Source organism: Streptomyces sp. AHU1 (assembly GCF_045343905.1).
Taxonomy (GTDB): Bacteria; Actinomycetota; Actinomycetes; order Streptomycetales; family Streptomycetaceae; genus Streptomyces; species Streptomyces triticiradicis.
In genome coordinates this window covers 7,158,874-7,170,518 of sequence record NZ_CP174283.1, presented here as the reverse complement: position 1 = coordinate 7,170,518, position 11,645 = coordinate 7,158,874, and the positions used below count along the sequence as shown (strand labels likewise).

11 protein-coding genes are annotated in these 11,645 nt (G+C 70.7%); 6 read left to right on the top strand and 5 right to left on the bottom strand.

The window, feature by feature from the left end; genetic code table 11:
• The first annotated feature begins 53 nt into the window (after positions 1 to 53).
• Positions 54 to 1,199 (top strand): MFS transporter, encoded by a 1,146-nt coding sequence (locus ACICHK_RS31785; RefSeq protein WP_406841364.1) that lies wholly within the window; start codon positions 54 to 56, stop codon positions 1,197 to 1,199.
• A 110-nt stretch (positions 1,200 to 1,309) separates the two neighbouring features.
• Here the strand turns inward: ACICHK_RS31785 and ACICHK_RS31780 are convergent, their stop codons facing one another.
• Complete coding sequence (locus ACICHK_RS31780; protein WP_406839572.1) at positions 1,310 to 1,993, bottom strand: DUF4389 domain-containing protein; 684 nt, start codon at positions 1,991 to 1,993, stop codon at positions 1,310 to 1,312.
• A 255-nt stretch (positions 1,994 to 2,248) separates the two neighbouring features.
• Between ACICHK_RS31780 and ACICHK_RS31775 the strand changes: the two genes are divergently transcribed.
• On the top strand, positions 2,249 to 2,887 hold the full coding sequence (locus ACICHK_RS31775) for a hypothetical protein (protein WP_406839571.1): 639 nt from the start codon (positions 2,249 to 2,251) through the stop codon (positions 2,885 to 2,887).
• 103 nt (positions 2,888 to 2,990) lie between these two features.
• Here ACICHK_RS31775 and ACICHK_RS31770 read toward each other — a convergent pair whose 3' ends face one another.
• Entirely contained in the window at positions 2,991 to 3,419 is a 429-nt protein-coding gene (locus tag ACICHK_RS31770) for an organic hydroperoxide resistance protein (protein ID WP_406839570.1), read from the bottom strand.
• Positions 3,420 to 3,530: 111 nt separating this feature from the next.
• Between ACICHK_RS31770 and ACICHK_RS31765 the strand changes: the two genes are divergently transcribed.
• From ACICHK_RS31765 to ACICHK_RS31755, 3 genes are read left to right on the top strand one after another with little or no spacing between them, the layout of a single operon-like run.
• Positions 3,531 to 4,475, top strand: a complete 945-nt coding sequence (locus ACICHK_RS31765; RefSeq protein ID WP_406839569.1) for an LLM class flavin-dependent oxidoreductase — start codon at positions 3,531 to 3,533, stop codon at positions 4,473 to 4,475.
• A complete protein-coding gene (locus ACICHK_RS31760) occupies positions 4,472 to 5,185 on the top strand; it encodes an alpha/beta fold hydrolase (RefSeq protein WP_406839568.1) in 714 nt (237 codons plus the stop codon). The genes ACICHK_RS31765 and ACICHK_RS31760 overlap by 4 nt, the downstream gene beginning before the upstream one ends.
• A 4-nt stretch (positions 5,186 to 5,189) precedes the next feature.
• Positions 5,190 to 5,876: a winged helix-turn-helix transcriptional regulator gene (locus ACICHK_RS31755; protein ID WP_406839567.1), complete on the top strand. Its 687-nt coding sequence runs from the start codon at positions 5,190 to 5,192 to the stop codon at positions 5,874 to 5,876.
• 204 nt (positions 5,877 to 6,080) lie between these two features.
• Here the strand turns inward: ACICHK_RS31755 and ACICHK_RS31750 are convergent, their stop codons facing one another.
• The 3 genes from ACICHK_RS31750 to ACICHK_RS31740 all read right to left on the bottom strand — a co-directional run bounded on the left by ACICHK_RS31750 (position 6,081) and on the right by ACICHK_RS31740 (position 10,318).
• On the bottom strand, positions 6,081 to 9,212 hold the full coding sequence (locus ACICHK_RS31750; RefSeq protein WP_406839566.1) for a caspase, EACC1-associated type: 3,132 nt from the start codon (positions 9,210 to 9,212) through the stop codon (positions 6,081 to 6,083).
• Positions 9,212 to 9,574: an effector-associated constant component EACC1 gene (locus tag ACICHK_RS31745; protein ID WP_406839565.1), complete on the bottom strand. Its 363-nt coding sequence runs from the start codon at positions 9,572 to 9,574 to the stop codon at positions 9,212 to 9,214. Before ACICHK_RS31745 ends, ACICHK_RS31750 begins: the two co-directional genes overlap by 1 nt.
• Before the next feature lie 459 nt (positions 9,575 to 10,033).
• Positions 10,034 to 10,318, bottom strand: a complete 285-nt coding sequence (locus ACICHK_RS31740) for a hypothetical protein (protein WP_406839564.1) — start codon at positions 10,316 to 10,318, stop codon at positions 10,034 to 10,036.
• A gap of 411 nt (positions 10,319 to 10,729) precedes the next feature.
• Here ACICHK_RS31740 and ACICHK_RS31735 point away from each other — a divergent pair, with 411 nt between their 5' ends.
• A complete protein-coding gene (locus tag ACICHK_RS31735; RefSeq protein WP_406841363.1) occupies positions 10,730 to 11,623 on the top strand; it encodes a 2-dehydropantoate 2-reductase in 894 nt (297 codons plus the stop codon).
• Positions 11,624 to 11,645: the final 22 nt, after the last annotated feature.

Here is an 11,645-nt window from a genome sequence, read left to right as displayed (position 1 = left end):
GCAGCCCTGGCACCCCCGAAGCCCCCGTCGCCCGAGCGGCCCCGGACCGGCAGATGTGGCCGCTGTACGCGGCCGGATTCACCACCGCCTTCGGCGCCCACGGCATCGCCGCGAACCTCGGCGGCCACGGCGGCGGCGCGGTCACCTCGCTGATGGTGCTCGGCGGGCTGCTCGCCCTGTACGACGGCGCCGAGGTGCTGCTCAAGCCGGTCTTCGGCACGCTCGCGGACCGTGTCGGGGCCCGCCCGGTCCTGCTCGGCGGGCTCGTCGCGTTCGCCGCCGCCTCCGCCGTGTACGCGCTGGCGGACAGTCCCGGCCTGCTGTGGGCGGCGCGCCTCGGTCAGGGCGCCGCCGCGTCCGCCTTCTCGCCCTCCGCCTCCGCGCTGGTCGCCCGGCTCAACCCGGCGGCGAAGCACGGCAGGGCCTTCGGCGGCTACGGCTTCTACAAGTCCGTCGGCTACACCCTCGGCCCGCTGCTCGGCGGAGTGCTCGTGTGGACCGGCGGGCTGCGGCTGCTGTTCACGGTCCTCGCGGTGACCGGCGCGGCCGTCGCCGCCTGGGCGGCGCTCGCCGTCCCCGTGGTGCCGCCGCTGCCGAAGGCCCGGCAGACGGTGCTGGACCTGGCCCGGCGGTTGGCCCGTCCTGACTTCCTCCGTCCGACGGCGGCGCTGGCCGCGGCGACCGCCGCCCTGTCCGTCGGCGTGGGCTTCCTGCCCGTCTCCGGCCGGGCGGCCGGTCTGGACACGGTCGCCACCGGTGCGGCGGTGTCCGTGCTCGCCGCCTGCGCGGCCGTCGTCCAGCCCCGGGCCGGACGTGCCCTGGACGCCGGGCGCCTCACCGCGCGCGGCGGCATCCTGGCGGGGCTGCTGCTCACCGCAGCCGGCCCGGGCTGCGCGACCCTGCCGGGCGTTTCGGGGGTGCTGTCCGGCGCGGCGCTGATCGGCACCGGAACCGGCCTGATCACCCCGCTCGGCTTCGCCGCCCTGGCCGCCTCGACCCCCGCCGAACGGCTCGGCCAGACCATGGGCACCGCCGAACTCGGCCGGGAACTCGGCGACGCGGGCGGCCCGTTGCTCGTCGCCACGGTCGCCTCGCTCACCACCCTCGACCACGGCTACGCGGCACTGGCCGTGCTCCTGGCCGTGGCACCGGTGACGGCTCTCGGGCGCCGGGCGGCGAGGGAACCCGACCCCCGCTGACCGGGCCCGGCCCCCGCCCCGGGTGTCGAACCGGGCGTGTCGCGACCCCGGTTCACACCACGGGCCGCTCCCTCACGCACCTCTTCCCCGCTGGGCCCGCCGAGCCCGTCCTATCGATCGGAACCGGTCGCCGGGGCCTTCATGAGAAGGGAGTCCTGCCCTCCCAGGTCGAGGCGGAACGGCGGGTACTCATCGGTCATCAACGCGGCATAGGCGGCGACCCGTGCGGCCCAGCGGGCCAGACCGAGCAGCAGGTCGAAAAGGTGAACCGGGTATCGGGCCGTGAACGCCAGGATGACCACGGCGACCAGGGAGAGGAAGGGAATCAGGCCGATGCCGCGCCAGCTGTCCTCTCCGCCCCAGCCCCAGCCGCCGACGAAGATCCCGACGACGATGTACTGCGGGATCGCCAGCAGCCACCACTTCACCAGGACCAGACCGCGGGAGAGACGTTCGGGATAGGCGACATCGAAACGCGCCGGGTAGTCGGGCGCGTCCGCGAGGGTGAACGGCGGGTACCGGTCGGTGCCGAGCGCGGTGTGGGCGTAATAGCCGACACGCCAGTTCCAACGCAGCACGCCGACACTGAAGTCGAAGAGGGATCGGGGGTAGCGGCCGGTGAACAGGATGGCGAAGAACGCGACGACGGTCACGAAGGTGAACGCGATCCACAGGAAGAACAGCACGATGTAGTGCGGGATGGCGAGGAACCACTTCACCAGCCACATCCATCTGGACAGCCGGGGATCGATGAATGCCTCGATACGCACAGGTGACGCGGTGGCAGGAATCATGGGGCCGAACTCCTTTCGGGCGTCCCCGCCCGGCGGCCACCGGTGGCCGCCCTCACCCGAACGGGCAGGTGGGCGGGCAGCGAGGCGATCGCCTGATCATGAATTCAGGCTCGCACGCGAGGTGGAGGGCCGCGACTCGGGTGGGTCCGCCCCCCCCTGTTCGTGCCGCTCTCGCCGTTCACCACGACTCAGCCCACGTCTGGCATGAGCATGCCAATATGAAAGACTGCCTGATCGTGTGCGAGGAGGCGATCGGTGAGTAACCGGCAGGCGCGAAAGATGCTGCGGCAGATGGCGAGCGGGGAACCCGTTCAGGTCGTCACCGCCAGGGCGTCCATGAAGAAGATCGCCCGACTCGCTTTCATCGCCCAGCAGTTCGGGTACGAGTACGCGGACGTACGGCAGGGCGGCGGGGCACAGGGCAACGGGTTCACGATGCTGATCGTGCCCGACCCCAGCCCGCAGGCCCGGGCGCGTGCCGAGCAGAGCCGGGCGCGGTATCCGGACGCGGTCGACGGGGGCGCGCTGCCGGAGCTCGTGCCCGGCGAGGTCGAGCTCCTCAAGGCGCGCATCTCGTTCGATCTCGCCACCAGGTACACCGAGAAACAGCTGGTGGTCATCCTGGTCGCCGGCTTCAGCACGTTGGCCGTGTGTCTCGGCCTTCAACTCGGCGCGGACACCACCGCCGCGGTCGTCGCCGGCATCACCTGGGCGGTGCTGATGGCCCTCGTGCCCGTCGGGCTCGTCGTCAACCGGCGCTACAGAGCCAAGTACGCCGCCCTGCTGCAGGCCGCCGGGTTCACGCCGGTGACCGAGCGGAGCGGGCGGCTGCGGTACGTCCCCAGGGAAGGGCAGCTTCCCGGGCACGGCAATCCGTTCGCCGGAGGAGCGTAGGGCTTCCGCCCACCGCCGGGCCCGCAGGCGGGCGGGCGACGGCGGGCGGCAGGAGCCGGCGCGGAACCCCGCTTCCCCCAGGCCTGGAGAAGCGGGGCCGGCGTCACAGCCGTGTGCCGTTGACCACCAGCGCCACCTCGACGTTGCCGCGCGTGGCGTTGGAGTACGGGCAGACCTGGTGGGCCGTCCTCGCCAGCTCGACCGCCTGCTCCCCGGCGACCGAGGGAAGCGAGATCCGCAGCTCGACGCCGAGCTCGAAGCGGCCGCCGTCGACCGGGACCAGCGAGACGAGCGCGTCGACCTCCGCGTCGTCCGCCTTGAGTTCGCCCCGCTGCCCGACCAGGGCGAGCGTCGTACTGAAACAGGCGGCGTACCCGATCGCGAAGAGCTGCTCGGGGTTGGCGCCCTCGCCGTCCCCGCCCAGCTCCTTGGGCATCCGCAGGTCCAGATCCAGTCTCCCGTCGGACGTGCTCCCCCGGCCGTCCCTGCCCCCGGTGACGTGCGCCTGCGCCGTGTAGAGCGCCTTGGACATCCTGAACTCCTTCAGTCGCTACCGTAGTTTGAACCTGTCACTTCAAAAACAAGAAGTCAACAGCTAGGGTCAGGAGCCGAATCGGGAGCCCCGCGACGACCGGGAGGAAAGATGGCGAAGCCGGAGGTCGGCTATCTGCTGCCGACACGCGACCGGTCCGTCATGGGTGAGCACGACTCGAGGCGGCTCGTCGCCCAGGCGCGGCGGGCGGAGGAGCTGGGGCTGGACTCGGTCTGGGCGGGCGACAGTCCCGTGACCAGGCCGCGCGCGGATCCGCTGCTGCTGTTGGCCGCCGTGGCCCAGGCCACCGAACGCGTCACGCTCGGCACGGCGGTGCTCCTGCCGGCGCTGCGCCATCCGATCCTGCTGGCACACCAACTCGCCACCCTCGACCGGCTGTCGGACGGACGGCTGATCGCGGGCATGGGCGGCGGGTTCCCGAACCAGGCGACCCGTGCCCAGTTCGCGTCGATCGGTGTCGGATTCGCGAGCCGCGCCGGCCGCACGGCGGAGTCGATCGACGTCATGCGGAAGCTCTGGTCGGGGGAGGCGGTGTCCTGGCGGGGCGAGCACTTCGCCTTCGAGGACGTGCGGATCGCGCCCCCGCCGTCCCGCCCCTCAGGTCCGCCGATCTGGCTGGCCGGGAGCGGCGTACCGGCACTGCGGCGCGTGGCCCGCCTCGCCGACGGCTGGCTCCCCTACCCGCCCGAGTGGACGACGTACGCGGAGGAACACCAGGTCATCGAGCAGGCGGCCGCGCGCCCGGTCACCCCCGCCCTGTACGCGACGCTCTGCCTGGACCAGGACCCGGAGAAGGCACGCCGACGCCTGCGGACGAGCGTCGAGCGCTACTACAACGCGCCGCTCGACACCATCGCACCGATCCAGGCCCTGTTCGCCGGTACCGCCCGCCAGGCCGCCGACTGGCTGACCGGCTACGTCGCGGCCGGCGCCCGCCACCTGGTGATCCGCCTGGCGACCGACGACCACGACGCGGGCCTGGAGGAGTTCGCCGACCGGGTCCTGCCCCTGCTGCGCGAGGAGCGTCACCGATGACCACGTTCGTTCTCGTCCACGGCGCCTGGCACGGCCCGTGGGCCTGGGACCGGATCGTCCCGCTGCTGCGCGCCGCCGGGGCGCGGGCGCTCACCCCGGACCTGGGCGCCGTCGGAGACCGCGGGCTCCACGACGACGCCGGGACGGTCGTCGCCGCCATCGACACCGTCGGGCAGGAGGGCGAGCTCGTACTGGTCGGGCACAGTTACGCGGGCCTGGTCGTACGGGAGGCGGCCGACGCGCGGCCCGACGCCGTCGGCCACATCGTCCTCGTGGACGGATGGGCCGGGCCGGACGGCTCCGGCATGTTCACCCTGGCCCCCGACGCCTTCGTCGACGCGATGCGCACGGCGGCCGAGACGTCCGGGCACGGGCGGCGGATCCCGGCCCCGCCTCCGGAAGCCTTCGGCATCGTCGACGCCGACGACACGGCCTGGCTCGCCGCGCGCCTGCTCCCCCAGCCGCTGCGCACGTTCACCGAAACCACCCGCCTGACCGGGGCCGTCGACCGGATCCCCGGAACGGCCGTCCACTGCAGACCGGGGGCCTACCCCTTCGACCGGTTCGGCGAGGCCGTCGGGTACCGGACACGGGCGCTGGACGGCCCGCACGACGTGATGCTCACCCGGCCCGAGCCGCTCGCCCGGATGCTCATGGAGACCTCTGAAGACCTCTTCGTTCAAGAACGAGAAGCGTCGAGTCTAGAGTGATGAAGTGGAACAGCGAACGTACAACCAGTACTGCGCGACCGCGCGCACCCTCGACCTCGTCGGCGAGCGCTGGACGCTGCTGCTGATCCGCGAGCTGCTGACCGGGCCCAAGCGGTTCGGCGATCTGCAGGCCAGCCTGCGCGGCCTCGGCACCGGGCTGCTGGCCGCGCGCCTGAAGCATCTGGAGCGCGAGGGCCTGGCCCGGAAGGTCACGCTTCCCCCGCCCGCCCGGACCGCCGCCTACGCCCTCACCGAAGCCGGTGAGGAACTCGGGCCGGCGATCCTGGAGCTGGCCCGGTGGGGACTGAAGTGGGCGATGGGCGAGCCGCGCGCGACCGAGACGTTCCACCCGGGCTGGGCCGTGCTCGGCCTGCGGGCCTGCTTCGACCCCGAGGCCGCCACGGGACTGCGCGCGGTGTACGAGTTCCGCATCGACGACGAGGTCTTCCACGCCCGGATCGACGACGGGACGATCGAGGCGCTGCACGGACCGGCCCAGCACCCGGACGCGACCGTCACGACCAGCACGGACGCGTTCCTCCGCCTGACCGGCCAGGGCCTCACCTGGGCCGAGGCGATCGAGAGCGGTGCCGCGTCGGCGACGGGCGACAGCGAGGCGCTGTGCAGGCTGGGGGGCCTGTTCCGCATGCCTCCCCCACACCCCCGGAGAACGGACCGGACCTCGCCCTGATCCTCCTCCCGATCCCACCGGAACGACCGGTGCTCCGAAGCCCTCGCCGGGAGTGGTCCGTGAACGCTGCTCGATGATCCAAGTCAAGCCGCGTTCGCAGACCCCCTTTGTGAGGGCTGGCCCGACCGTCCCGTACCTGTGTGCAGGAGCTGATCCTTACGGCCTGAGCATGACGGGTGTCTGGCTGAGGTTCGTGCTGAGGGCTCACCCGGAACTTGTATCTTTCGCCCTGGCGGCTTCGATTTCGCTCGCAGCCAGTTGGCAGCGGTCGGCCCACGCGGTGATGCCCAGCTCGGTGTAAAGATCTCTTGCCTTTTGAAACTCCCCGACAGCTTCGTCGTAGCGACCCTGCGTCCGGTGAACGTCGCCGAGGTTGTAGCTGATGTTGGCCTGGCCGAGACGGTCGCCGATGGCTTGGTAGATGGTCAGGGCGTCGTGGTAGGCGATGGTGGCTTCGTCGTAGCGACCCTGCAGCCGGTGGACGTCACCGAGGCCTTTGGTGGTATTGGCCTGGCCGAGACGGTCGCCGATGGCTTGGTGGATGGTCAGGGCGTCGTGGTAGGCGGTGGTGGCTTCGTCGTAGCGACCCTGCATCCGGTGGACGTCACCGAGGCCTTTGGTGGTATTGGCCTGGCCAAGACGGCTACCGATGGCTTGGTGGATGGTCAGGGCGTTGCGGTAGGCGGTAGTGGCCTCGTCATAGCGACCCTGCATCCGGTGCACCTCGCCGAGGCTGTAGGTGGTGTTGGCTTGGCTGAGGCGGTAGCCGAGGTCCTGGTAGATGGTCAGGGCGTTGCGGTAGGCGGTGGTGGCTTCGTCGTAGCGAGCCTGCACCTGATGGATCTCGCCGAGGCCTTTGGTGGTGTTGGCTTGGCCGAGACGGTTGCCGATGGCTTGGTAGATGGTCAGGGCGTTGCGGTAGGCGGTAGTGGCCTCGTCATAGCGACCCTGCATCCGGTGGACGTCGCCGAGGCTGTCGATGACGTTGGCCTGGCCGAGACGGTTGCCGATGGCTTGGTAGATGGTCAGGGCGTTGCGGTAGGCGGTAGTGGCCTCGTCATAGCGACCCTGCATCCGGTGGACCTCGCCAAGGCCTTTGGTGGTGTTGGCTTGACCATGGCGGTTACCGATGGCTTGGTAGATGGTCAGGGCGTTGCGGTAGGCGGTAGTGGCCTCGTCATAGCGACCCTGCATCCGGTGCACCTCGCCAAGGCTGTAGGTGGCGTTGGCTTGGTCGAGGGATCCAGGGGCTGTGGTTCTCAAGACCGTCCGGAAAAGCCCATCGGCCTCGATATAGCGATTGTCCAGGTAGAGCGATTCACCGACAGCATTGAGGAACGAGGCTGCGTCCTGCCATTTGTCCGTACTGGAGGTGTGTGCGGCGGACTGGAGTTCCTGGGCGTGTGCATCGAGCCACTCGCGTGCGCTCCGTACTTCTTGCTCCTCCTGGGACCCGCTTGTGCTCAGGGTGTCTCGAGCGTGGCTGAGCTTGGTGTGCAGGTGGTGGTAGAGCCGGGATCTGCTGGATCGTTCTTCGTCCTGGGTGCAGTGGTGTGCGGCTGTCCGGCGGGCGTAGGCGAGGCTGCTGTCGTGGAGGCTGTAGCGGTTGTTCTTGCGGATCAGGATCTGTTCGATCTCGGTGAGCCGGACCTCGACCTCGTGTTCGGGGCGTTGGGCCATGGCGGCGAGGGAGTCGGGGGCGAAGTCGGGTCCCGGGTGCCAGGCGCAGTGGTGGATCAGGGTACGCAGGTCGGTGTCCAGGGCCGTGTAGGCGCTGTCGAAGGCGTCGCGTTCGGCAGCGTCCAGGTCGGGGAAGACGGTGGAGCGGTCCTGGCCGGCCAGTGAGGCGAGGATGGCGGTGGGGTGGGCTCCGCGCAGCAGGCGGGTGCCGACGGGTCCCAGGGCCAGAGGACTGCCGTTGACGCGGTCGGCCAGTTGGCCGAGATCATCGGTGTCCTGGGAGATGCCCATCTTGTGCCAGACCGTGACGCAGTCATCGGTGGGCAGGGGGCGCAGTTCGCAGCGCAGGTGTGCGCTGATCTCGGGTAAGGCCGAGCGGCTGGAGATCATGACGACGCTCGGCGAGCCCGCCGACGGCAGAAGCGGCGCCAGCTGCTTGGCGTCGTGGGCGTTGTCCAGCAGCAGGAGGACGGGATGCTGCGCGAGCTGCAGGCGCCAGGTCTCGGCACGCGCGGTCAGGTCGGCCGGGATGCGTTCGGGGCCGTGGCCCAGGTGGTGGAGCTGCTCGGCGATGACCATGTACGGGTCACGGGGCTGCTGGCCGGGTGTCCAGCCGCGCAGGTCGATCTCCAGGCAGCCGCCGGGAAAGCGATGCCCCGCACGGGCGGCCGCGGCGCGCAGCAGTTCGGTCTTGCCCTGGCCACCGCGCCCGTGCACGACGCACACCGCGGCCGGCTGCCCGGCCGCCCCGGTCAGCGCCGCCAGCTCGTCCTCCCGGCCGGTGAAGTACCGGGTGGCCGCGTAGGCCGTATGCACCTTGGCCGGCGGGCCGAACGCTTGGGCGGCCGACGGGGCGAGGGGCGGGGCGAGGGGCGGGGATGATGTGTGCGGGGGGTGGGCCGGGTTGGCGGCGAGAGGGATGCGGTGGCCGCTGTCGCGGGTGCTCATCCGCGGGGCCGGCACCCGGTGGCCCTCCACGGTGCGTCCCTTGAGCCGTTCGCGCAGCACGTCGTAGACGTCGGCCATCGTCAGTACGCGAAGGTGTTCGCCGCGGCGGCTGTCGGGCAGTTCTCCGGTGAGGCCGTCGCGCAGGAGCAGGACCAGTTCCCGGGTGAAGACGCTGCCGTCCGGCAGGCACAGGGACCGCTCGGTCTCGGCCGAGGAGGTCAGCACGCACGCGCCCTCGATGTCGAACTCCACTCCCGTCCGGCCGTCGTCCTGTGCGTTCATGTGCAGGGCGGCCCCGCTGAAGCAGCAGTCGACCACCACGACGCGGTGCCGGGCCTTGGAGGCGGCCACGATCGCCCGTATCTCCTCGTAGGGAACCGAGTGGTGCGGGCGGTCCGGGCGGGAGGCCTGGGTTGCCAGCAGCAGGGTGCGGCCGTCACGGCCGAAGTGGCCGTGCCCGGCGTAGTACACCAGCAGCAGACCGCTCGCGTGGTCCGCGGTTTCCTGCACGGCGTCCAGGAACGTCTGGGGAGCGCTGTTGGCGGGGACCGCCACACAGTGCTCACCGGCGAAGCCTCCCGCCTCCCGCGCGGTCAGCCGGTCCCGCAGCGCGGGCACGTTGTGACGGACGCCGTCCAGGGCCGACAGGTGCTGATAGGCGTGCACCCCGAACAGGACGGCCCGGGACCCGCTCTGGTCGAGTGCCATCAGGAAGAACCGGAAGGCGTGCCGTCCTCGTCGCCCTGCAGGCGCCGCAGCAGCTCGGCGAGTTCCTCCGCAGAGAGGTGGCCGATGTCGACCGTGCTGGTGCCGTGTGTCAGCGTCCTCGCCCCGGGGGCCGTCCCGGTCGGCCGGGTCGTACGCCACGTCGCGTAGGCGACGGCGAAGTTCGCGATGCCGGTGGCGTTGCCGAGAACCACGTCGAGCGCCTCCAGCACCCCCATGGTCCTCGGACCGTCACCGGTCACCGGCTCCACCGGCAGCCCGGCCGTACCCGGATCCCGCCCCAGCCAGGACTGGAGATCCGCCAGCGTCCGCTCGTCACTCTCGGCCAAAACCCGGATGCGCATGCCCCACCATTCCCGACGTGCACCACTTGCCCACAGGACATCCAGAGTAGAGGCGACACGGCACCCAAGACCCGGACTTGGACCATCGGATGCGGTCACCGCCCGGCCTTGACCACGCCGCAACCGCTTCGGAGAGTTCGACCAGCCGACCGCATTCGAAGCGGGTGCCTCCCGGACCAGGCGACGAGACGGCGTGCGTTCAGAGCCCACCACCGTTGCCGGGCGGACCCGACAAGTTCGAAACCATGACCAGGGCGACGATGCGGGCGCCGGCAACCCCGATCTCGCCAACAGGACGTCAAAAGTCTGCGAACGCGGCATGATGATCCAAGTCAAGCCGCGTTCACAGCCCTCTTCGCGGCCGACGCACCTCGCGGGATCAACGCTGTGCAGGGCGACCACGTGGACACTGCGGGCCGGTACAGTCCTGGAAGCTTCATGTGACCGGTCCGGACGCGGTCATGCGGAAGCCACCACCTCGCCGGCCATGACCTGGGGAGGGTTGGGGAGCAGTGACGCGAGGTTGTCCCGCACGAAGTCCGCGGCCCTCGAGATCGATTCCTCGGCACCGGCCCGGTCCTGGAAGACGCTGGTCGAGACCATCACTCCGTCCCCGGCGTCGATCCAGTAGTAGGCCACGAAGCCGGGGACCTGGCGCACGAGGGCCACGAACCCCTCGTTCACGAGACGTGCCGCCTCGGCGGGATCCGTCACCCCTTCGTACCGCCGGACTGCTGCGTACATCGCCAAGCTCCTCACGGCGTTCCGGGTTCGTTCTCTGCTGAGACGTCGTACCCCTGCGACGCCCGCCTGCCTCATGAGGCGTCCGGCAGTCACCTGAAGGGCCGCCTCGGGTGATCCGAACGGCGGCCGCCGGCCCGGACACACGGCCCTGCGCAGGTCTGCCACGAGACGGCATCGACATGGAGTGTGGAGTGGAGCAGCCTCGGGCGTTCACAGACTCTTCCGGGACTCTTCGAAGGCGCCCAGCAGGTTGAGGATCTCCAGGCAGTCGTCATAGGTCTCGCCGTACTGCCGGGCGACGTCGATGCCAGGCAGGTGGGCGACCTGCAAGGGAGCAAACCGCCTTGTCTGCGAAGCCCGTTGGGCACCAGCCCGCACCCCGCCCCGTACCCGCGAGTAGGCTCGGTGGCCATGACACGTGTTGCGGTGGTGGGCATGGGCGCGGTGGGTGCCGTGGTGGCCGCTGGCCTGGCCTCGACGGGGCGTGTGGAGGTGACTGCCTGTGTGCGCTCGCCACTGGGCGGACTGCGGATCACACAGCCTGGCGGTGCGGTCGAGAGCACGGTGATTCCGGAGATCCTCGACCCTGCTCAGGTGTCCGCGGTCGAGTGGGTGGTGCTGGCGACCAAGGCTCATCAGACGGCCGGGGCCGCGCCCTGGCTGGAGCGACTGTGCGACACGGGCACCCGTGTCGTGGTGCTGCAGAACGGTGTCGAGCACGTGGAGCGGGTCACACCGCTGGCGGGCGCGGCTCGGGTCCTTCCGACGGTGGTGGAGATCTCGGCCGAATCACCGGAGCGCGGCCGCATCCGGCTGTTCGACCGCCCGAGGATCGTGGTACCCGAGAGCGATGACGGTGCGAAGTTCGCGGCCCTGTGCGAGGACAGCGGCATCACCGTGACTTCGACCGAGGACTTCGTCACCGCAACGTGGGCGAAGCTGTGCCTGAACGCGGCCAACGGTGCCGTTACCGCCTTGACGATGCGCCGTATGCCGGTCTTCGCCAATCCCCGCATCGCCCGCCTGGGCCACGCGTTGGTGGAAGAAGCGCGACAGGTCGCCGCCGCTTCGGGGGCGAACCTCCCCGAGGACATGGCCGACCGGGTCATCGCCCGACTGCGGGCCATGTCTGCCGAGTCCGGCAGCAGCATGCTGTGGGACCGTCTGGCAGGCCGGCCCATGGAATACGACGCGCGCAACGGCGCGGTGGTGCGCGTAGGTGCCCGCCTGGGCATCCCCACTCCGTACAACGAGACCGCGACCGCGTTGCTCGAAGCCATCAGCGAATCCGGGGATGCGACGTAGTGGCCGCTGGACGGTGAGGTTC

Excerpts from the sequence above, each read along its gene's own strand:
- ACICHK_RS31785 (WP_406841364.1), top strand. The coding sequence starts at position 54 with ATGTGGCCGCTGTACGCGGCCGGATTCACCACCGCCTTCGGCGCCCAC.
- ACICHK_RS31780 (WP_406839572.1), bottom strand. The coding sequence starts at position 1,993 with ATGATTCCTGCCACCGCGTCACCTGTGCGTATCGAGGCATTCATCGAT.
- ACICHK_RS31770 (WP_406839570.1), bottom strand. The coding sequence starts at position 3,419 with ATGTCCAAGGCGCTCTACACGGCGCAGGCGCACGTCACCGGGGGCAGG.
- ACICHK_RS31765 (WP_406839569.1), top strand. The coding sequence starts at position 3,531 with ATGGCGAAGCCGGAGGTCGGCTATCTGCTGCCGACACGCGACCGGTCC.
- ACICHK_RS31760 (WP_406839568.1), top strand. The coding sequence starts at position 4,472 with ATGACCACGTTCGTTCTCGTCCACGGCGCCTGGCACGGCCCGTGGGCC.
- ACICHK_RS31750 (WP_406839566.1), bottom strand. The coding sequence starts at position 9,212 with ATGGCACTCGACCAGAGCGGGTCCCGGGCCGTCCTGTTCGGGGTGCAC.
- ACICHK_RS31745 (WP_406839565.1), bottom strand. The coding sequence starts at position 9,574 with ATGCGCATCCGGGTTTTGGCCGAGAGTGACGAGCGGACGCTGGCGGAT.
- ACICHK_RS31740 (WP_406839564.1), bottom strand. The coding sequence starts at position 10,318 with ATGTACGCAGCAGTCCGGCGGTACGAAGGGGTGACGGATCCCGCCGAG.
- ACICHK_RS31735 (WP_406841363.1), top strand. The coding sequence starts at position 10,730 with ATGACACGTGTTGCGGTGGTGGGCATGGGCGCGGTGGGTGCCGTGGTG.